The sequence below is a fragment of the Ruegeria sp. SCP11 genome (genome assembly GCF_040329455.1).
GTDB lineage: Bacteria > Pseudomonadota > Alphaproteobacteria > Rhodobacterales > Rhodobacteraceae > Ruegeria > Ruegeria atlantica_E.
Genome location: NZ_JBDZYG010000006.1, coordinates 47535 through 68178, shown reverse-complemented (window position 1 = coordinate 68178; position 20644 = coordinate 47535). Strand labels below are relative to the sequence as shown.

Sequence of the window (20644 nt, the reverse complement as noted above, 5' to 3'; positions counted from 1 at the left end):
ACCAAGTCAGATCAATGCGCCCGCCAGAGAATTGGCGCCCGAATCGGTGATCAAAACATCCCTTAATTCGCCAATGGATACATCGGCATTGGATACGTGAACCGAATGCAAATACTCGGATTTTCCAACCATTTGCCCCGGCAAGCGACCTGATTTTTCGAACAGAACGCGGACTTTGCGACCGACCATTGCGTCCTGAATTTCTCGCTGATGCTGGGTGATCAGTGCCTGCAGGCTCTGTAGGCGGTCATCCGCCGCCGCAGGATCAACCTGAGACCGCTCGGCCGCGGGGGTTCCGGGACGTGTCGAATATTTGAAGGAATAGGCATAGCCGTATTTGACTTGTTCCACCAAATCTAGCGTGGCCTGAAAATCCTCTTCAGTCTCTTCAGGGAAGCCAACAATGAAGTCGCCCGACATCACGATATCTGGACGCGCCGCGCGGATACGCTCGATCAGGCGCAGATAGCTTTCCGCGGTGTGGCTACGGTTCATACGCTTGAGGATGCGATCCGAGCCCGACTGTACCGGCAGGTGCAGATACGGCATCAATTTATTGCAGGTCCCGTGCGCCTCGATCAAGTCATCGGCCATGTCATTGGGATGCGAGGTCGTAAAGCGGATACGCTCCAGCCCGTCGACCTTGTTCAACTCCCAAATCAGCCCCGCCAGCGTCATGTCTCCGTTCGCGCCCGCGCCGTGATAGGCGTTGACGTTCTGACCCAGCAGAGTGATCTCGCGCACCCCACGTTCGACCAAATCGTGGGCCTCGCGGATGATGCGATCCGCCGGGCGGCTGACTTCGGCACCGCGGGTATAGGGCACCACGCAGAATGCACAAAATTTGTCGCAGCCTTCCTGCACGGTCAGAAACGCCGTCGGGCCACGCTTGGCCTTGGGACGGTTCTTCAGCTTTTCGAACTTGTCTTCTTCGGGGAAATCCGTGTCCAGCGCCTTAGCGCCGGCGCGTGTCTTGGCCTCCATCTCGGGCAGGCGGTGATAGCTTTGCGGTCCCACGACCAGATCCACCAGAGGCTGACGGCGCATGATCTCTTCGCCCTCGGCCTGAGCCACACATCCCGCCACACCAATTTTCAAGTCAGGCTTTTCCGCCTTTAGCCCTTTGAACCGGCCAAGCTCGGAATAGACCTTTTCCGCCGCCTTTTCGCGGATGTGGCAGGTGTTCAGCAGAATCATATCCGCGTCATCGGGGCTTTGGGTTTCGACATAGCCCTGCCCGCCCAGCGTCTCGGACATGCGCTCGCTGTCATAGACGTTCATCTGGCAACCATAGGTTTTGATGTACAGCTTTTTGGGTTCTGACATGGATATGGCCTTTGCATTCGCGGGATCGGCGTCATCTATACTCTACGAACGCCGCTTGCAATGCCGAGGCGGATACCCGATTTTGGCCGAAGATTCCAGCCAAGTGGAACCGGACAGGCAATGCAATACGACACACTTGATGTTTTCCTGAACTCAGGCAAATCAGCCCTAGCCAAGGGGCCGGTCGCACTGATCTTTGCCGAGGACGCAGTGGAAGTCGACAGCACCATCCGACACCACCTCCACCTGGGATTTAAGTCCGTAATCGCCTTCATGCCTCAAGACTCTGCGCTGGCCCCTGAATTATCAGGTCGGATTCATCGCGTTACCTTGACCTGCGTGCCCGGAGCGGTCGTTTTTGAAACCATAAACAAGATCATTCAGGCAGCGCCCGGCGTTTGGATGTACTATTGCTTCAATGCTGAGTACTTGTTCTTTCCATTTTGCGAGACCCGCACAGTGGGCGAATTGCTGGCCTTTCACGCCGAAGAACGTCGGGATGCAATGCTGAGCCACGTCATTGACCTCTACGCCGACGACCTGGACGCCTTTCCGAATGGCGTCGCCCCGGACCGCGCGATGCTGGACAGCACGGGATACTACGCCCACACCCGGCACGACTCCGAGGGCCACCCTGTCGAACGGCAGTTGGACATGTCCGGTGGCTTGCGCTGGCGGTTCGAGGATCACATTCCGTACGAGCGCCGCCGTATCGACCGGATCGCCCTGTTCAGGTCCCACAAAGGTCTGAAATTGCGCCCCGATCACACGTTCAACGAGCCGGAATACAATACCTATTCCTGCCCGTGGCATCACAACATGACAGCTGCTGTGTGCTCATTCCGCGCGGCCAAGGCGTTGAAAAGCAATGCCGGGTCCGCATTCGACATCCCGACTTTCTGCTGGCGCAATTCGGTGCCGTTCCAGTGGACATCCGGCCAGTTGCTCGATCTCGGGCTGATCGAATCAGGCCAATGGTTCTGAGCACACCTCAGCGCTGCAGAAGCACCGGGAACCAATCTTCGCGCAGGCGCTGGCCAGGGGTCATGTCATGACCAGGAAACGGCGGAGACGTCCGGCCCGGACGTTCCACATACCGCGCATCATCCCCAACCAGACGCAGTGAAAACGCTCGGCGGCGGCTATCCGACTGGTTCCCGCGCGCGCCATGAAGCGTGCGATAATTGAACGCCACCGCGTCACCCGGTTCCATCTCAAATTCGACAACCTTCATGCCCTCGGCATCCGGGTCCGGGACGGGGATATATTGGCCCTCATCGGGGAAAAACCCTTCTTCCGAGACCCACCGGGTCGGCAGAACCTCTTTCTCCCACCGGTGCGAGCCGGCGACACAACGCAGTGTTGCCTGTTTCACCGGGTCCAGTGGCGACCAGAAGCTGATCGTCTGTTGCCCTTCGACAAAATAATACGGCCCATCCTGATGCCACGGGGTTGCCATCGACGTCCCAGGCTCCTTGACCAGAACGTGATCGTGGAACATCTGCACGGTCTGCGATTGCATCAGGTCCGCCGCAACCTCGGCCGCCGGTGAGTTTTCAATCACATCACGAAACTGATCAATCCGCGACCAGTTGCAGTAATCGTCAAAGAACAGACCAGTCTCACCCTGCTTCTTGTTTTCCGATGCATACGGCCCCGGCTCGGCCATATTTGCGGCCACGCCCTCGCGCAGAGCTTCAACGTGATCGGCAAACAGCCCTTTGATCAGGACGACTCCGTCCTGCTGATAGGTGTCGATCATCTCTTGTGTGACCAGAGGATGCGTCATGTCTGTCTCCGTGCCGTAGGGTTGAGTGATCTGCACATGGGAAAGCCCTCTGTTCAAGTCATATCTTTCAAAGATACACTTAATCTCATGTTATATATTTCTCTGCGCCAGTACGAATATATCTGTGCCATCGGCCGGCATGGCAGCCTGTCCGCCGCGGCACAGAACCTGAATGTCTCGCAGCCCGCCCTGTCCAACGCGCTAACCCGAGTCGAAGAACAACTGGGCTATCCCCTCTTCGCTCGCAGGCGCGGGGCGGCGATGACGCTGACACCGCAAGGGCGCAATTTCATCGAAGAAGCCGAGGCCTTGCTGGCCAGTGCCGCGCGGCTGGAAAACTCCACCGACACCTGGGCGGGAAAGGCGCGGCTACGGCTAGGATGCTTTGTTGACCTAGCCCCGTTTCTGTTGGCCCGCGCTCTTAGACAATTGCGCGCTGAGTTGCCGGATGTCGCAATAACCTACAGGGTCGACAGCTTTCAGGGCCTGATCTCGGGTCTGATCGACGGTCGGATTGATCTGGCTGTGACCTACGGGCTGAGCATGGATGCGAGTTTTACCCGGCAGACGTTGTTCAGGAGCACTCCCAACGCACTGCTGACACCGGACCACCCTCTGGCCGCGCAACGCGACGTTTCGCTAACCGAATTGGCAACCTATCCACTGATCCTGTCCGAGGAGGGGCTATCAGCGCAGCACGTGCTGGGGCTGTTTCGGCAGATTGGTGAAAGCCCTATGGTGGCACACCGGGCGGCTTCGCTGGAGATTCAGCGCAGCCTTGCGGCGCAAGGCGAAGGGGTTGCGATCAGCTACGCCAATCCCCCGGCAGATATCAGCTATGACAATATGCCGTTGCAGAGCCTGCCCGTTTCGGACTCGTTCGCGGCCGAGCCCGTGGTGCTTGCACGGCATGGCACAGGCCCTACAGATGCGCAAACTGCAGCCGCAGAACGCGCTCTGATCCGATTAATGAAGTAAGGTTACTTTTTTCGCAGGCGAATTACGACGTCGACAGACGCGATTTCAACCCCTTCGGGCGCATCCGGCAGACGCTGAATCACCAGTTGATCCGAGGGCGCGTCACTCAGGCGGCTCTCATCTTCCCAATAGAAATGAGGGTGATCGTGAGTATTGGTATCGAAATAGCTTTTCGATCCATCCACGGTGATTTCCTGAAGAACACCTGCGTCGCAGAATGCACGCAAGGTGTTGTAAACGGTCGCCAAAGACACGGCGTCACCGTTCTTTTTCGCCGCTTCAAACAGGCTTTCTGCCGTGACATGCCGGTGCCGCCCGTCGCCAACCAGCAATTCGGCCAGAGCAACGCGCTGACGCGTCGGGCGCAATCCCGCGTTGACCAACCAATTCGTGGCTATGTTCTGGCTCTGAGGTGTCATGAATCCGATACCCGTTCTTTGCTGAAGTATATATAAGTGCTCTGGTCAGGCAATTTCAAATGAAATTCATTCGCAAAGAATGCACTGAACACAACATGATGTGGGCGAGCGCTCTTGCAGGACCTTGCGTACGGGTGCTAGACGAGGCCAGATTATATAAACGGACCCCTGGCAGGAGAGGCGGCAGAATGGCCCAATTCCCGAGCAGCTTTGACAAGGACGATCTGCTGAAATGCGCCCGTGGCGAGTTATTCGGCCCCGGCAACGCGCAGCTGCCTGCCCCGCCGATGCTGATGATGGACCGCATCACCGAGGTTTCCGGCGATGGCGGCGCGCATGGCAAAGGCCACGTAGTTGCCGAATTCGACATTACCCCGGACCTTTGGTTCTTTGATTGCCATTTCCCCGGCAATCCGATCATGCCCGGTTGCCTGGGCCTCGATGGCCTGTGGCAACTGACCGGATTCAACCTGGGCTGGCGTGGATGGCAAGGGCGCGGCTATGCGTTGGGCGTAGGTGAGGTCAAACTGACTGGCATGGTCCGCCCTGACCGCAAAATGCTGAAGTATTACGTCGATTTCACCAAGGCCGTTCAGACCCGTCGCCTGACCATGGGTGTGGCCGATGGCCGGGTCGAAGCGGATGGCGAAGTGATCTATCAAGTCAAAGACATGAAGGTTGCATTGTCCGAAAGCTGATCCCAGCTGACGGGAATGCAAAAGGGAACGGAACACAGGAGTACGCATATGCGTCGCGTCGTCGTCACCGGTTTGGGAATTGTCTCCTCAATCGGGAACAATGCCGAAGAGGTTCTCGCCTCGCTCAAAGCAGGCAAATCCGGCATCGAGGCCAACGAGCAGATGGTGGAACACGGCTTCCGCAGCCAGATCGCCGGAACGCTCAAGATCGACGTGTCCGAACACGTGGACAAGCGCACACTGCGCTTTATGGGTCCGGGCGCAGCCTATGCCCATATAGCGATGAGCCAGGCAATCGCTGATTCCGGCCTGACCGAGGATCAGGTTCAGAACCCACGTACAGGTTTGGTCGCCGGTTCAGGTGGCCCATCGACCAGCGCCATGCTGACGGCACATCAGACCGTACTGAAAACCGGTGCCACCAAGCGGATTGGCCCATTTGCGGTGCCAAAGTGCATGTGCTCGACGATTTCCGCGAACCTTGCGACCGCGTTCAAGATCAAGGGTATCAACTATTCGATCACCTCTGCCTGCTCGACCTCGCTGCATTGCATCGGTAACGCGGCAGAGCAGATCATGCTGGGCAAGCAGGACGTGATGTTCGCCGGTGGCGGCGAAGAGCTGGACTGGACCTTGTCCTGCCTGTTCGATGCGATGGGCGCTATGTCGTCCAAATATAACGACACGCCGGAAAAAGCCTCGCGCGCGTTTGACCAAGACCGCGACGGGTTCGTGATCTCGGGCGGTGGCGGCATCGTCGTGCTAGAGGATCTGGACCATGCGCTGGCCCGTGGCGCCAAGATTTACGCCGAGGTCACCGGTTATGCCGCTACCTCGGACGGGCATGACATGGTGGCCCCGTCGGGCGAAGGCGGCGAGCGCGCGATGCGTCTGGCGCTGGATACGCTGCCCGAAGGTCGCAAGGTCGGTTACATCAACGCCCACGGCACCTCGACCCCGGTCGGTGATGTGGGTGAGGTCGAAGCCGTGCGCCGCATCTTTGGTGAAGGCAACGTGCCCCCGATTTCATCGACCAAGTCGATGACGGGCCACGCGCAAGGCGCGGCAGGCGCGCTTGAAGCGATCTTCTGTCTGCTGATGCTGGACAACGACTTTATTACTCCGTCGATCAACGTCGACACACTAGCCGAAGGCATCCTGCCCGGTGAAATTGCAACTCAAGTGGTTGAAAACGCAGGCTTGGACAGCGTGATGACCAACAGCTTCGGCTTTGGTGGCACCAACGGATCCATGGTTCTGTCCAAGTATAACGGGTGAACAAGATGTCGGAACTTCTCAAGGGCAAACGCGGCCTGATCATGGGCGTGGCAAATGACCGTTCGATTGCGTGGGGCATTGCCAAGGCCATGCACGAGGCAGGCGCGGAACTGGCCTTTACCTATCAGGGTGAGGCATTCGGCAAGCGGCTAGAGCCACTGGCGCAAAGCTTGGGCAGCGACTTCATGGTGGATGCGGACGTCACCGACGACGAATCGCTAGATCGCGCATTCAGTGAGTTGGGCGCGCGTTGGCCAACGATCGATTTTGTCGTTCACGCTATCGCCTATTCGGACAAATCCGAACTTACGGGCCGGTTCCTGAACACCACGCGTGCGAACTTCAAGCACTCGATGGATGTCTCAGCCTATTCCTTCATCGAAGTCGCGCGCCGCGCATATCCTCTGATGAAGGAGAATGGGGGCACGTTGCTGACGCTCACCTATCAGGGTTCGAACCGCGTGGTGCCGAATTATAACGTGATGGGTGTGGCGAAGGCCGCGCTGGAATCTGCGACGCGCTATCTGGCCAATGATCTGGGCCCCGAAGGTATCCGTGTGAACGCCATCTCGCCCGGCCCGATGAAAACACTGGCAGGCGCGGCAATTGGTGGTGCCCGCAGGACATACAAGTTCTGCGATCAAAACGCACCGATGCGCTCGAACGCGACGCTTGAAGCGGTCGGTGGAACGGCTGTTTATCTGACCTCGGATGCCGGAGCCTGCACCTCGGGCGAAATCATTCGTGTCGACGGTGGCTTCCACGTTCTGGGCATGCCGCAACCCGATCATATGTGACCCGATCTTTCCCTGCCTGCGCCAAGATTTGACCATCTTTCGCGGGCACGGATAGCGGCATGAGCAAAGCAGACCAAATCATTGCCAACAACACGCGGGTTTCCCGGCGCAAGCAGGGCTTTCTGGGACAACGAGGCCGGATTGCGCTACTGGCTCTTACCACGTTGTTGATTCTGTTTGTGTATTTCACGCAATCAGATGTGCGTGCGACTTTCGCCTCTTGGACCAGCCTGATTTCAGGCTGATCCGACGCACTGATCAAAGCGGTCAATTGATCGAGACGACCTCAATATCAAAAATCAGATCCTGACCGGCCAACGGGTGGTTTGCGTCCAGCGTGACGGTTGCCTCATCCGAGTCGACAACGGTCACTGGTAACGCCTGCCCGTCTGGCGTTTGCATTTGCAACTGTGTTCCGGGGTCCAAAGGCACATCGTCCGGAATTCCCTCACGCGGAATCTGCTGGCGCATCGCCGGGTTTATTGGCCCGTAGGCATCCACGCAGGCAATCTCAACGCGTTTTTTCTCGCCCACGGTCAGTCCTGGCATGGCCGTATCCAGACCCGGAATGATCTGACCGGACCCGACCACGAATTCAAGCGGATCGCGCCCTTCGGAACTGTCGAATACGTTCCCGTCCAGCAGCGTGCCCTTGTAATGGATGCGAACCGTGTCGCCTTGCTTGATCTCGGTCATGGGTGGCCTCCGGCCGTTAGAAAGTTGAGCGGCCCACCCTAGGAGGTAACACGGTATTGTAAACCCTTCCCCCCTTTTGCACTTACCACTGTTGTGCCAACCTGCGCCCGATCAAGGGAGGGGACCAGATGCCAATCACCACTTGCGTATTCGATGCCTATGGCACGCTGTTCGACGTCGCCGCCGCCGCGCGGCAGGCCGCAGCCGAACCCGGTTTCGAGAAGTTGCAACAAAAATGGCCTGAACTTGCCAACCACTGGCGGCTGAAACAATTGCAATACACCTGGTTGCGCGCGATCACCGACGCCCATGCCGATTTCTGGGACGTCACGCAAGACGGTCTGGACTGGGCGCTGGAAGCCACCGGGCTGGACGGCGACCCGAACCTGCGCCAGCGCCTGTTGGACCTGTATTGGGAGTTGCTTGCCTATCCTGAAGTTCCCCAAATGCTGTCCGCCCTGAAAGATGGTGGTCTGAACACCGCAATCCTGTCCAACGGATCCCTTCCCATGCTGGACGGCGCAGTAAAGTCGGCGGGCATCGGAGGCGTGTTGGACGATGTGTTGTCGGTCGAAAGCGTCGGCGTCTTCAAACCTCATTCCACGGTCTACGATCTGGTACAACAGCGGTTCGGCGGTGAACGGGATGAGGTACTATTCGTCAGCTCGAACGGCTGGGATGCAGCCGGTGCCTGCGGCTATGGGTTCGTGACCGCGTGGGTTAATCGGGCAAAAGAACCAATGGACCGCTTGCCTTGGACACCAGCACATGTACTGTCCGACCTGACGACAATCCCTCAACTGGCTGGTCTTGAATGACTTTTTTCACCACCTCTGATGATAGGCGCCTGTATTACACCGACACAGGGTCTAGGGCGCCCCTGCTGTGTCTTGCTGGGCTGACCCGGTGCAGCCGAGATTTCTCGTTCCTAGCACCACATGTCACCGATCTACGGATGATCACGATGGATTATCGGGGACGCGGAGAATCGGACTACGACCCGGACTTCATGAACTACAACATCTTTCGCGAGTCCCATGACGCTATTGAACTACTGGATCACTTGGGTCTGGACCGCGTGGCTGTCCTTGGCACCTCACGCGGTGGTCTGATAGCCATGGCTCTGGCCGCCAGCCACCCCGAGCGACTATCCAGTGTCATCCTGAACGACGTTGGGCCGGTGATCGACCCGGTGGGTATCGCCAAGATTATGGACTATGTGGGCAAACAGCCTGTCTCTAACACCTATGACGAGGCTGCACAGGCCCTACAGTACGTGATGAGCCCACACTTTCCCGGCGTTACGCTAGAACGGTGGCGGCAGCAGGCGGAAATCCAGTTCGAACAAACCGAAGACGGACTAACCCTGCGCTATGACCCGGCCTTGCGCACGGCGCTGTTGGATCAGGCAGCGGCGGGTGCGACCCCGGATTTGTGGATGTTCTTCGAGGCTCTGCGCGACATCCCTACCGGTGTCATTCGTGGCGAGAATTCGGATGTACTCGGCAAAGACACGCTGACGGAAATGCACAAACGTCATCCCGGTCTTATATCAGCCGAAGTGCCAGATCGCGGCCATGTGCCCTTTCTGGACGAACCTCAGTCTCTGGACCTTATTCGCAAGGTATTGGACGCCGCATGAGCACGCTGGAAATGATCGAAGCGGCCGCCGATCGGCTGCAGGGCCATGTTCGGGAAACGCCGCTGCTGACCTCCCCGTTTCTGGATGAATTGGCCGACAGGCGGGTGTTGGTGAAACCAGAATGCCTGCAACATACCGGCAGCTTCAAGTTCCGAGGCGCCTGGTCGGCAATCTCAGCGCTCAGCGAAGTTGACCGGAAGCGCGGCGTGATCGCCTACTCCTCAGGCAATCATGCGCAGGGCGTGGCAAGTGCCGCTGCCCTGCATGGTATATCTTCGGTGATCGTAATGCCTTCCGACGCGCCGCAGCTGAAGATTGACAACACCCGCGCGCTGGGAGGTGAAGTGGTTCTGTACGACCGCGCCAACGAAAGCCGCGAAGAGATTGGTAAGGCTCTGGCCAGCGAACGCGGCCTGACCCTGATCCGCCCCTATGATGAGCCGCAGGTGATCGCCGGTCAGGGCACAACCGGGTTGGAGATCGCCCGTCAAGCTTCGGCGATGGGGATTGAAAAGGCCGATGTTCTGGTTTGCTGCGGCGGAGGCGGGTTGACCTCGGGGATCGCGCTGGCGTTGGAAGGCCACGCTCCCGGTCTGCGCGCCCGCCCGTGCGAGCCAGAGGGGTTCGACGACGTCAAACGCTCTCTGGCCACCGGTCAGATCCAGAACAATAACGCCGCCGCAGGCAATATCTGTGATGCAATCCTGACGCCGCAGCCCGGAGATATCACCTTTCCGATCCTGAAACGCCTGTGCGGTCCAGGCCTGTCGGTCACCGAAGAAGAGGCAATGCAGGCCATGGCACTGGCCTTTCTACGCTTGAAAATCGTACTGGAACCGGGCGGTGCGGTGTCACTGGCCTCGGCCCTGTTCCGCAAGGACGAAATCGAAGGCGAAGCAGTGATTGTTGTGGCGTCTGGAGGCAATACGGACCCGGAAGTCTTTGGAAAAGCGCTGGAATTCCTGACCTGACATAGATCAAGAGTTAAGCCAGTTTGATGCATTAACGTATGACCACAGGGGATTAAGTCATGCAAATCGCTGATTTAGGAGAGGTGCAACTGCACTATCGGGTCGATGGTGATCCGGATGGTGCGCCCATCGTTTTTGCCAATTCATTGGGCACCGATCTACGCCTGTGGGACGCGATGCTGCCCCATCTGCCCGCGGGCCTGCGGATAATCCGTTATGACAAACGAGGACACGGTCTGTCATCGCAACCCCCAGCCCCATACTCCATGGGCGCACTGGTGCGGGATGCCGAGGCGCTGCTGGATCATCTGAACGTCCGTGATTGTGTCTTTGTCGGCCTATCCATCGGCGGGTTGATCGCGCAGGGTCTGGCCGTAAAACGCATGGATCAGGTTCGTGCACTGGTGCTGTCGAACACGGCCGCGAAGATCGGCATCCCGTCGATCTGGCAAGAGCGGACGGATGCCGTGCGTCAGGACGGCATCGAAGCTCTGGCCGATGCGACGATGGAGCGGTGGTTCTCGAAAACCTTTCGCGCCTCGCCGAACCATCTGCTGTGGCGCAACATGATGGTGCGGCAACCGGTCGATGGGTATCTGGGCTGCTGCGCCGCCATTTCGGGGACGGATTTCTACACCCCAACCAGCGGCCTGCGCCTACCCACGCTGGGAATTGCAGGCAGCGAGGACGGCTCAACTCCGCCCGATCTGGTGCGCGAAACCGTCGAACTGATCCCCGGTTCCAAATTCGAACTGATGCGCCGGGCCGGTCATCTGCCCTGCGTTGAACAACCGTCGGAATATGCGGCCCTGCTGCGTAATTTTCTGACGGAAATCGGACATATTTGAAGGAGGACGGCATTGGCAGATTTTCTGTTGGTTCACGGGTCCTGTCACGGCGCCTGGTGTTGGCGCGACCTGATTCCCGCCCTTGGAGCGCTGGGCCATACCGCACGCGCCATTGACATGCCGAGCCACGGGTCAGACCCCACCCCGATTGCTGATGTCACGCTGGACAGTTGCCGGGACGCGGTTCTGTCAGCCGCGACCCCGCAAACAATCATCGTCGGGCATTCCTGGGGCGGCTATCCCATTAGTGCTGCAGCCGAAAAAAACGCGAAAGCCATGCGCGCGCTTATCTATCTGTGCGCCTATGTCCCGAAAGACGGCCTATCCATGGTCGAGATGCGCAAGCGAGCCCCCCGTCAGCTCATCGTCGATGCGGTCGAAAAATCGGCAGATGGCCTGTCCTACACAGTCAAACCAGATATGGTGCAGGACCTGTTTTATCACGACTGCCCGCCCGAAACCGTGCCTTATGCTTTTGCGCGCCTGTGCCCGCAGGCCATCGCTCCACAAGATACCCCTCTACCCTTGTCCGATAACTTCGCGCACGTCCCCAAGGCCTATATCCGCGCCACCGACGACCATACGATCCCCACGGAATACGAAGAACAGATGAGCCATATCGCGCCCGAGGACTTGCGGGCGACGATCAACAGCTCGCATTCCCCGTTCTTCTCACATCCCCGCTATCTGGCTGAAATTCTCGACGATCTGGAACAAAAGCTACCGGCGGCATAACGCGACGTAACCGATCCTTCACACGTGAACCAAGCGTGATAGGGTCTGGGTGAAACTCGCGAACGGTAGTCATGCGTCTTCCTTTTCTCTTCGTTCTCGGCACGGTCATGATCGACGCCATGGGTATCGGTTTGGTGCTGCCGATTATGCCCGACCTGATTGTCGAGGTTCAGGGCGGATCGCTGGCCGATGCCGCCATCTGGGGCGGCGTTCTAAGTACCGCCTTTGCCGCGATGCAGTTCGTTTTCGGACCGATTCTTGGAAACTTGTCTGATGCTTATGGTCGGCGCACTGTTCTGCTGGTGTCGTTGTTCGTCATGTCGCTGGACTATGTAGTGATGGCGGTCGCAGGCAGCATCTGGTTGCTGCTGGCCGGGCGTATCGTTGGAGGAATCACGGCGGCCACCCATGCCACGGCGGCAGCCTTCATGGCCGATGTTTCCAAACCGCATGAAAAGGCCGCGAATTTCGGCCTGCTAGGTGCGGCCTTTGGAGTCGGCTTTGTGCTTGGCCCGGTCATCGGAGGGGTGCTGGCTGATTACGGTACCCGGGCGCCGTTTTGGGCAGCTGCCGCCTTGTCGGCGTTGACCTTTTTAGCTGGCCTGTTGGTGATGCCTGAAACGGTCACAGACAAAACGCGCCGGGCCTTCAGCCTGCGCCGCGCCAATCCCGTAAACTCTCTGCGCGCCATTGCGGCCTTGCCCGGCATCCGTCCGATGCTTTGGGTCTATTTCCTCTATTCAGTGTCCATCTACGTCTATCCCGCGATCTGGGCGTATTTCACAACCGAGCGTTTCGGCTGGTCTCCACAAATGATCGGCTTGTCGCTGGGCGTCTACGGAATTGGCATGGCCGCTGTTCAAGGCGGCCTGATCCGTCCCGCAACCCGGTATCTGGGCGAGAGGGTCACAATCATCTACGGCATGGGGTTCGAGATCGCCAGCTTCCTGCTGCTGGCCTTTTTGACCAATGGTTTCATAGCGCTGATGTTGATCCCGATCACTGCGCTTGGGGCTGTCGTAACCCCTGCCTTGCAAGCCCTGACATCGCGCGCCACCCCCGACTCGCAGCAAGGAGAGGTGCAGGGCGTTCTCACCTCGCTTCACGCTTTGTCTATGGTGATCTCACCGTTGGTGATGACCACTGTATTTGCGCAATTCATTAAACCCGGTGCCTCGTTCTACCTGCCCGGCGCACCGTTTTTGTTGGCTATGTTGTTGATGATTGTCGGATTCGCGCTGTTTCTGCGCTCGCGCCCTGTCGTGGCGTAACAACGACGCGCCGATGACGGATTCTGTCTTGCGGCATGCATTTTCCCGCGCCACCGTGATCGAAAGGGAGCGAGGGACATAATGCAAACCATCAAAGCCGCCGTCTGCCGAGCGTTCAGCGAACTTCTGGTCATCGAAGACGTATTAATTGCGCCGCCCGGTACGGGCGAGGTCGAAGTCACGCTGGATGCTGTGGCGATCTGCCATTCGGACATCACCTTTGCCAGCGGGGCATGGGGCGGGCACCTCCCGGCCGTCTACGGGCATGAGGCCGCCGGGATTATCACCGCAACTGGTGATGCGGTCGGTGACTTCAAGGTCGGCGATCCGGTTGTCGTCACCCTTATCCGCGCCTGTGGATCATGTCCGTCCTGCGCGGGCGGGCAGCCGACAATCTGCGAGACGCCCTATGACACGGTCAATGGTCCGCTGCGCACTGCGGATGGTGGACCTCTGGAACAGGCGATGGCCTGCGGCGCCTTTGCGGAAAAAGTCGTGGTCAGCCATCGGCAGATCGTTAAGATCCCTGAGACCATGCCGAAAGACGTGGCCAGCCTGTTGTCCTGCGGCGTGATCACCGGCGTCGGTGCGGCGGTGAATGCCGCAAAGCTGCGCCCCGGTCAGGACGTCGTAGTGATCGGCGCGGGCGGTGTCGGACTGAACGCTATTCAAGGCGCACGCTTGGCCGGAGCCCGTCGGATCGTGGCCGTCGACATGACCGAAGAGAAACTTGAAATCGCCAAGGAGTTCGGTGCGACTCACGGCGTATTGGCCAGCCTCGACCAGCCGTGGAAGGCCGCCTTCAAGGCGCTCGGCGGGCGTGGCGCAGACGCCGTTCTGATCACCGTCGGCGCGATCCCGGCCTATGATCAGGCCCCGCGTTACCTGGGCCGGGGCGGTAAGGCAATCATGATTGGGATGCCGCATTCGGGTGCTATGTCCACTTACGAACCCGTTGTATTGGCCGCTCTGGGACAAGGCGTGGTTGGCTCGAAAATGGGTGATGTGGTCATTCAACGTGACATTCCGTGGATGATCGACCTCTATGAACAGGGACGGTTAAAACTGGATGAGCTGATCTCAGGCCGCTGGTCACTGGATCAGATCAACGAGGCGATCGAGGACACCAAGACCGGATCGGCCAAACGCAATGTGATCCTGTTTGACAAGAGCTGACACCATCCATTGGGGAAGGACACCGGATGAAACTGCAGGACCTCGACATCATCGTCACCGCTCCGCCTGCGCCAGGCTGGGGCGGGCGCTATTGGATACTGGTCAAAGTCACCACCGACACCGGGATCACCGGATGGGGTGAATGCTATGCTTCATCCGTCGGGCCCGACGCGATGCGCCATGTTATCCGCGATGTATTCGAACGGCACATGCTGGGCGAAAACCCCGAGAATATCGAACTTATGTTCCGACGCGCCTATTCTAGCGGCTTCACCCAGCGCCCGGATCTGACCGTGATGGGCGCGTTTTCGGGGTTAGAAATCGCCTGTTGGGACATTCTGGGCAAAGAACGTGACCGCCCCGTTTATGCCCTGCTGGGAGGGCTGATGAACGAACGCATCCGCGCCTATACCTACCTCTACCCCCTGCCACAGCATAACTTGACCGACTTCTGGACCTCACCCGAACAGGCCGGAGAATGCGCCGCCGAGATGGTCCGACGCGGGTTCACTGCAGTCAAGTTCGACCCCGCAGGTCCCTACACCATTCGCGGCGGGCATATGCCTGCGATGTCCGATATCTCGATGTCCGTGGCCTTCTGCAAAGCCATCCGCGAGGCCGTTGGTGACAAGGCCGACCTGTTGTTCGGCACTCACGGCCAGTTCAATACCGCAGGCGCGATCCGCCTGGGTCAGGCGCTGGAGCCCTATTCGCCGCTGTGGTTCGAGGAACCGACGCCACCCGACATGATCGAGGACATGGCCCGTGTCGCCCGTAACGTCCGCATCCCCGTGGCCACCGGGGAACGTATGACCACCAAGGCCGAATTCGGGGCCGTCCTGCGCGCAGGCGCGGCCGAGATTCTGCAACCCGCGCTCGGCCGCGCTGGGGGCATCTGGGAGATGAAGAAGGTCGCTGCAATTGCCGAAGTGTTTAACGCGCAGATGGCACCGCACCTCTATGCAGGGCCGGTGGAATGGGCAGCCAATATCCATCTGGCAGCGTCAATTCCGAACCTGCTGTTGCTAGAAACTATCGAGACCCCCTTCCATGACCAACTGATAAAGGGATCGCTGCGTGTGGAGGAAGGATTTGTAACCGCCCCGACCGCGACCGGTCTGGGGATCGAGGTCGACGAAGATCTGGCCCGCGCGCATCCCTACACTGGAGATGGGCTGCACCTGCAAATGCAGGAAGAGCCTTGCGATTACGTCGATGGCAACGCTTTCCAGGGCGGTGCGCCGGCGACCGAGGGGTGACAATTCAACCTGATTTGGGGCATATTGGTCCGACCCCATTTGCGAAACAGGCCTCGCGTGACCGCCACAGACAAAGATAAAAACCAAGCCAATTCTGAAAAACCCGCGGACATGAAAGAAAGCGCCGCGCGGGCGGCCGCGTTTCTCAAAACGCTGGCGCATGAAGGTCGTCTGATGATCCTCTGCCATCTTGGCGAAGGCGAAAAATCGGTAGGTCAACTGGAGGAGCTGCTGGAAATCCGCCAGGCCGCCGTCAGCCAAATGCTGGCCCGGCTACGGCAGGAACGTCTGGTTTCAACACGCAGGGACGGCAAGACAATCTACTACTCGCTACAGGACGGCAACACGGCGCAGGTCATAGGGCTGCTGTATGATCTGTTCTGCAACCCCGAGGCCTAGTTCGAGACGTATCCCGCAATCACCTGCATCAGCTTGAACGCGGTCGCCGCATCGTTTTCGACCACGGCCAGGAATTCTTCCTCACCGATCCGCAAACAAGACAGCTCGGTCTCGGCAATCATGCTCAGCGCGCGTGGCTCTTTGCGGATCAGCCCAAGCTCTCCGACCAGCGCCCCTGGTCCCACCTTGGTAATCAGTTGATCCGGCCCTTCCATTTGCGGAAGATACAGCCCTGCCTCACCTTCAAGCACAACATACGCGCCGTCGGTGGGCTGGTCGTCTTTCAGAAACACCACCTCACCCGGCTTGGCATCGAACCAGCGCGCACCAAATGCCAGCAGTCGCAGCTGCCGCCGGTCGAGACCGGAGAACAGCGGTGTTTGCTCCAACGCGCGCAGCTTGCGTGCCAAGTCGGCTGAGGCGGCGCTGTCTTCTTCCACCTTGGCATCCCCTTCGTCCGAAACCACCCGACCTTGCCGGATTTCAACATACATGTCGAATACATCCGGGTTATCGAACTGGTCGTTCAAATAGATAACCGTCGTCTCCGGCAGCAATTCCCGCAGATTTTTGTACACGGCCACCTGGGTCGCCATGTCATAGCTGGCTAGCGCGTTTTCCAGAATAAGAATGTCAGGCTTCTTGATCGTTGCTCGGGTGAAGGCAAGCGGTTCAGCAAAAACCGCGGGCAGGTTCTGTCCACCTATGGCAATCGGCACATCATAAATCAGCTCAACCACAAGCGAGCGCGCGCCGTTTTCGTCCAGAACATCAACAATCAGCTTGCGCGCCTCGTCCGAGCGACCGCCGCCAATCTGGCTGACCTTGCCGAACAGGGCATTCTCCATCACCGTCAGGCCGGGCGCAAAAGCGTCTTTGTGCAGCGGCAAAAAAACATCCTGCAGCCGCTCCAACAGCTTCTCCGAGTGACTATGGCGCAACTCCAGGATGCGGTTCTTTAGCTCATCCGTAAAAGCAGGCCCGATCTGTTCGGCCGAGATCACGAACGGCACAGCCAAAAGGTTCGCCAGCTTTTCGTCATCCAGCCCCGAAACGCCCTCGTTCCGGGTTTTCTCGACAAGCTCAAGCGCGGTCTCATAGGTTTTGGCTTCCAGACCAAGCTTTCGGAACAACGGATGGTCCGTGCCATCCAGACCAAAGATCTGACGCAGCATCTCGATCACGTCTCGGGTCAGACTGACCAGCGTTTTGTCCAACCCCAATTCACGCAACTGGCCAAGGAAAACGGTCTGGCGGGCCAACAGCTCCTGCGTAACCGGAACCCGCGGAGTCGCGAACAGCAGGTTTTCCGCGACGGGCAACGCCGAATTATACGTGCACCAGTCAAAGACCAGCGCCTGTTGATCCAGCCCGGCCTTTTGCACCGCCTGCCGGACTAAAGGGCGCATTTCAACTAGTTTCTGCGCCAGTTCCGGGTGTTCGGCGGCGACGAATACCTGATCTGATCCGCGCTGAAACAAAGCGGCCCCCGATCCCATTCCGTCGATCAGATGCAGCCACCAATCCCTCAACGCCTCGGGGCTATCGAATCCAGCCAGAGATGGGTCCAGCCAGTTTGCTTTGTACGGATCGGCGCTGTTGCCCGCACGCTGTGTCTCGGCAAAGTCGGGGTCGTCGGTCGGGGTCGTCAGAGGCCTCTGGCGCATCGGCATCATGACGTTGTCGCCCAGCGTGCCCTGAAACATGACCGGGCGCGACGAGGCATAACCGATGTGTGCGGCCACGACACTTTGGTGTAGGGTCGACAGGTTTTCACCGCTCACCTCGACCCGGCCCGAACTGGGCAGGATTTCCCGTGTCAGCAATTCGGCCACAGCGCGTCGATCCTCTTCGCTGGGTGCGGCGATTCCGATGGTTTTGCCGCCCTCAAAAGTGAGGTTCAGATCATCCAAAACCTGATTTCCATCCAAATCCCGAACCGAAACACGGTCCAGAACAATATCACCGCACAGACGAGGTCTTGTCTCGGGCTCACCTTCAAACAGCTTTTCATCCGGCATTCCCGGCGGCGCAAAGCGTTCGATCACCACGTCCCAGCGCAGCGACATGTCCTGCGTCTGGTTGTAGTAAGTCAGCAGCTCTTTCCACGGCGAGCTTAGATCCTTGTACGCCGCCAGCGCCGCAACCAGCGCCCCCAGGGAAACCGAACCCTGTAGAACCAGAAGACCACCGATTAGGTAGAACATGAAAGGCGTCAGCTGCGAGATGAAGTTATTGATGAACTTCATGAAGAATTTCTTCTGGTAGATCTCGAAGCGGATGCCAAACAACCGACCCAACTGCTCTGAGATCATCGCCCGGCGATAACGCCAGCCGCCATTGGCCCGAAGGGTCGAGGCACCAGCAGCGTTCTCTCCGATCTGAGCGGCCAGTATCCGCACCTCCTGGATACGCTTCTTGTTCAGCAGGTTGATCTGGCGCTGCAGCTTGGGAATCAACCAGGCCTGCAAAGGAATCAGCGCCACCGCGGCCAGACCGAACCAGACGCTTTGCAGGAACAGGAAGGACAGGATGGTGATCATCTGACCCGCCTGCAAAACCGGCTGGCTTATGGCGTCGCCCATCAGACCGCCCATTGGCTCGCTTTCGGCGGTGATCATCGACACCATTTCTCCCTGACTGACCCGTTCGAAATAGGGCTGGGGAAAGCGCAAGGCGCGGTTGATCAACTGATACCGGAACCGGCGCAGCATCCGTTCACTCAGCACACCTTTCATTGTGTTGATGCGCATCTTCATCAGACCGTGCGCCAGAACAGCCACCAGAAACGCGCAGCACAGAATGATCAGGAAAGTGGTCTGCGGAACTTCATACCCAAGTACGTCCACGACGGGGCTAGCGGCACCAATCGCATCGTTGATGATGCGCTTGGGCAGCTCCAGCGTCAGATAGAGCAAAGGGAACAACGTAGAGGTCACGGCCAGCAAAATCAGCTGATCGCGTTTTGAGTACTTCCAAATGAACCGGAAAATCGAACGTTCTATTGAACCTGCCCCTATTATGGATCACCGATCCGATCTTGACGAAAGTGCCGCACATCCAACACTTTGAATTTACCGCAATCTCGGCCAAAGACGCAAATGGTTTCCGATTTGAACATTATTCCGCCTTGTGTGAACAAGTTCATTTGCGCCGCAACGGTTTAAGGCCTAAACTTTGCCTTGGACGATATCGGGAGGAACACTTTGACTGCCAATTTAGGCGCAGTGTTTTTGATGCTCTGCTTACTGCAGATCAAACATATGTTCGCTGACTTCTATCTCCAGACACCCAAAATGTTGTCCGGTCGAGGTGAGTATTTTCACTGGGGCCGTGCTCAGCACGCCGGCGTCCATGTTGTCGGTTCAGTAGTCGTGTTCCTGATATTCGGTGCGCCTTGGTCGTTCATTCTTATCATCGCCGCGCTGGAATGGATCGTGCATTTCAATATTGATTTTGCCAAAGCCAGCTATTCCGACAAGAAACAACTGGTGCCGTCCCAAGCAGCGTTCTGGCGCGCAGCTGGGCTGGACCAGTGCATGCACAATCTGACCTATATTGCCATGGTTTGGGCTTGGGTGAAGTTCGCCGTCTGATTCACCGCCATCTCGCGGGCTTTATGTTGCAAAACAAATGGCCGATAGGCCGCCATCCACTGGCGATCCACCTCATCAAGTTTGGCCACATCGAATCTGTCCTCAGCCTCCCAATAGCGGCCGGAAGGAACAAGATATCCCAACTCATCCTCCACCTGTAATACCCCCGTCATCGCATCTGTGTCTGGCAAATCTTGCGCCCCCAAGTCATCCAAGGCGACGGAAGGAAAAAGCAATCGGCTTTTCCCCCGAGACAACCGAACAACCCTGCAGCCCTGCGCCGCGCCAAACAATGCAAGTCGTGCGGATTTGGCCTCAAGCGACCGCAGAGAAATATCCGCGCGCAAGGGATCTGCCGATCCGATCCCGTAGAAATGGGTCTTACCGTTTCTCGGATAGATCATGTCACAACCGAAAAAAGCCAGAACCGCAGGGTTCAATGCGGAAAGCGCCCAATAGCCGGCAGTGAAGGCCATCGTACCCCCGGCATAGACAAACCCACCGAACTCGTTTTGGGCCGGAACGTATTCCTGTGCTGTGACGACCCGCTGTTGAGGGCCGATACTGTCCGGGTGATTTTCGGCCGGGAAATCTTCGGGATGAATCAAAATGTCCCAATCCGGCCTGATGCGCCACGCATTGTTAATGGCTACGATATGCGTAAAGGGGTCGCGCACCCATTGCTTCGCAGCGACTGCGCTCGGAGCGCTACCTAGAATCAGAACTCGGTTTGTTGGCTTGGTCATCCTGGGCCCCACATTTGGTT

At 58.3% G+C, this 20644-nt stretch carries 22 protein-coding genes; 16 read left to right on the top strand and 6 right to left on the bottom strand.

The features are described 5' to 3' along the window. Positions 1 to 6: 6 nt before the first annotated feature. On the bottom strand, positions 7 to 1326 hold the full coding sequence (gene miaB, locus ABLN94_RS10840) for a tRNA (N6-isopentenyl adenosine(37)-C2)-methylthiotransferase MiaB (RefSeq protein WP_352992281.1): 1320 nt from the start codon (positions 1324 to 1326) through the stop codon (positions 7 to 9). A 120-nt stretch (positions 1327 to 1446) separates the two neighbouring features. Between miaB and ABLN94_RS10835 the strand changes: the two genes are divergently transcribed. Then, a complete protein-coding gene (locus ABLN94_RS10835; RefSeq protein WP_352992279.1) occupies positions 1447 to 2310 on the top strand; it encodes a hypothetical protein in 864 nt (287 codons plus the stop codon). 7 nt (positions 2311 to 2317) lie between these two features. On the opposite strand, the gene ABLN94_RS10830 is transcribed toward ABLN94_RS10835, so the two are convergent. After that, on the bottom strand, positions 2318 to 3115 hold the full coding sequence (locus ABLN94_RS10830) for a phytanoyl-CoA dioxygenase family protein (RefSeq protein WP_352992277.1): 798 nt from the start codon (positions 3113 to 3115) through the stop codon (positions 2318 to 2320). Positions 3116 to 3202: 87 nt separating this feature from the next. On the opposite strand from ABLN94_RS10830, the gene ABLN94_RS10825 reads away from it, so the two are divergent. Beyond that, positions 3203 to 4093, top strand: coding sequence for a LysR family transcriptional regulator (locus tag ABLN94_RS10825; protein ID WP_352992275.1), 891 nt, complete (start codon positions 3203 to 3205; stop codon positions 4091 to 4093). Positions 4094 to 4095: 2 nt separating this feature from the next. On the opposite strand, the gene irrA is transcribed toward ABLN94_RS10825, so the two are convergent. Beyond that, positions 4096 to 4512 carry an iron response transcriptional regulator IrrA gene (irrA, locus tag ABLN94_RS10820; RefSeq protein ID WP_352992273.1) on the bottom strand — a complete coding sequence of 139 codons (417 nt, stop codon included), beginning with the start codon at positions 4510 to 4512 and terminating at the stop codon, positions 4096 to 4098. 188 nt (positions 4513 to 4700) lie between these two features. Here irrA and fabA point away from each other — a divergent pair, with 188 nt between their 5' ends. Genes fabA through ABLN94_RS10800 form a run of 4 tightly spaced genes read left to right on the top strand, consistent with a single transcriptional unit; the run spans position 4701 to position 7530 of the window. Further along, entirely contained in the window at positions 4701 to 5210 is a 510-nt protein-coding gene (fabA, locus tag ABLN94_RS10815; protein ID WP_170492352.1) for a bifunctional 3-hydroxydecanoyl-ACP dehydratase/trans-2-decenoyl-ACP isomerase, read from the top strand. A 48-nt stretch (positions 5211 to 5258) separates the two neighbouring features. Next, positions 5259 to 6488, top strand: coding sequence for a beta-ketoacyl-ACP synthase I (gene fabB / locus ABLN94_RS10810; protein WP_352992271.1), 1230 nt, complete (start codon positions 5259 to 5261; stop codon positions 6486 to 6488). A gap of 5 nt (positions 6489 to 6493) precedes the next feature. Beyond that, positions 6494 to 7285, top strand: a complete 792-nt coding sequence (locus tag ABLN94_RS10805) for an enoyl-ACP reductase FabI (RefSeq protein WP_352992269.1) — start codon at positions 6494 to 6496, stop codon at positions 7283 to 7285. A 59-nt stretch (positions 7286 to 7344) separates the two neighbouring features. Next, complete coding sequence (locus ABLN94_RS10800; protein ID WP_352992268.1) at positions 7345 to 7530, top strand: hypothetical protein; 186 nt, start codon at positions 7345 to 7347, stop codon at positions 7528 to 7530. A 22-nt stretch (positions 7531 to 7552) separates the two neighbouring features. On the opposite strand, the gene ABLN94_RS10795 is transcribed toward ABLN94_RS10800, so the two are convergent. Next, complete coding sequence (locus ABLN94_RS10795) at positions 7553 to 7981, bottom strand: FKBP-type peptidyl-prolyl cis-trans isomerase (RefSeq protein WP_352992266.1); 429 nt, start codon at positions 7979 to 7981, stop codon at positions 7553 to 7555. Positions 7982 to 8109: 128 nt separating this feature from the next. Between ABLN94_RS10795 and ABLN94_RS10790 the strand changes: the two genes are divergently transcribed. The 9 genes from ABLN94_RS10790 (at position 8110) to ABLN94_RS10750 (ending at position 16282) form a co-directional block, all read left to right on the top strand. Next, positions 8110 to 8799 carry a haloacid dehalogenase type II gene (locus tag ABLN94_RS10790; RefSeq protein ID WP_352992264.1) on the top strand — a complete coding sequence of 230 codons (690 nt, stop codon included), beginning with the start codon at positions 8110 to 8112 and terminating at the stop codon, positions 8797 to 8799. After that, the gene (locus ABLN94_RS10785; protein WP_352992262.1) at positions 8796 to 9623 is read left to right on the top strand and encodes an alpha/beta fold hydrolase; all 828 of its coding nucleotides are present in this window, start codon (positions 8796 to 8798) and stop codon (positions 9621 to 9623) included. The genes ABLN94_RS10790 and ABLN94_RS10785 overlap by 4 nt, the downstream gene beginning before the upstream one ends. Further along, positions 9620 to 10594 carry a threonine ammonia-lyase gene (locus ABLN94_RS10780; RefSeq protein ID WP_352992260.1) on the top strand — a complete coding sequence of 325 codons (975 nt, stop codon included), beginning with the start codon at positions 9620 to 9622 and terminating at the stop codon, positions 10592 to 10594. Before ABLN94_RS10785 ends, ABLN94_RS10780 begins: the two co-directional genes overlap by 4 nt. Positions 10595 to 10653: 59 nt before the next feature. After that, positions 10654 to 11442 (top strand): 3-oxoadipate enol-lactonase, encoded by a 789-nt coding sequence (gene pcaD, locus ABLN94_RS10775; protein ID WP_352992258.1) that lies wholly within the window; start codon positions 10654 to 10656, stop codon positions 11440 to 11442. A gap of 12 nt (positions 11443 to 11454) precedes the next feature. Further along, positions 11455 to 12177: an alpha/beta fold hydrolase gene (locus ABLN94_RS10770; protein WP_352992256.1), complete on the top strand. Its 723-nt coding sequence runs from the start codon at positions 11455 to 11457 to the stop codon at positions 12175 to 12177. 71 nt (positions 12178 to 12248) lie between these two features. Then, entirely contained in the window at positions 12249 to 13448 is a 1200-nt protein-coding gene (locus tag ABLN94_RS10765; protein ID WP_352992254.1) for a TCR/Tet family MFS transporter, read from the top strand. An 81-nt stretch (positions 13449 to 13529) separates the two neighbouring features. Beyond that, positions 13530 to 14624: a Zn-dependent alcohol dehydrogenase gene (locus ABLN94_RS10760; RefSeq protein WP_352992252.1), complete on the top strand. Its 1095-nt coding sequence runs from the start codon at positions 13530 to 13532 to the stop codon at positions 14622 to 14624. 26 nt (positions 14625 to 14650) lie between these two features. Then, positions 14651 to 15883 carry a mandelate racemase/muconate lactonizing enzyme family protein gene (locus ABLN94_RS10755; RefSeq protein ID WP_352992250.1) on the top strand — a complete coding sequence of 411 codons (1233 nt, stop codon included), beginning with the start codon at positions 14651 to 14653 and terminating at the stop codon, positions 15881 to 15883. A 111-nt stretch (positions 15884 to 15994) separates the two neighbouring features. Further along, on the top strand, positions 15995 to 16282 hold the full coding sequence (locus tag ABLN94_RS10750) for an ArsR/SmtB family transcription factor (protein ID WP_170492585.1): 288 nt from the start codon (positions 15995 to 15997) through the stop codon (positions 16280 to 16282). Here ABLN94_RS10750 and ABLN94_RS10745 read toward each other — a convergent pair. Continuing rightward, positions 16279 to 19275 carry an ABC transporter transmembrane domain-containing protein gene (locus ABLN94_RS10745; protein WP_352992615.1) on the bottom strand — a complete coding sequence of 999 codons (2997 nt, stop codon included), beginning with the start codon at positions 19273 to 19275 and terminating at the stop codon, positions 16279 to 16281. The genes ABLN94_RS10750 and ABLN94_RS10745 overlap by 4 nt on opposite strands. Positions 19276 to 19518: 243 nt before the next feature. On the opposite strand from ABLN94_RS10745, the gene ABLN94_RS10740 reads away from it, so the two are divergent. Next, entirely contained in the window at positions 19519 to 19878 is a 360-nt protein-coding gene (locus ABLN94_RS10740) for a DUF3307 domain-containing protein (protein ID WP_417750518.1), read from the top strand. Here ABLN94_RS10740 and ABLN94_RS10735 read toward each other — a convergent pair. Further along, a complete protein-coding gene (locus ABLN94_RS10735) occupies positions 19836 to 20624 on the bottom strand; it encodes a hypothetical protein (protein ID WP_352992248.1) in 789 nt (262 codons plus the stop codon). The two genes, ABLN94_RS10740 and ABLN94_RS10735, sit on opposite strands and share 43 nt — an antisense overlap. Positions 20625 to 20644: the final 20 nt, after the last annotated feature.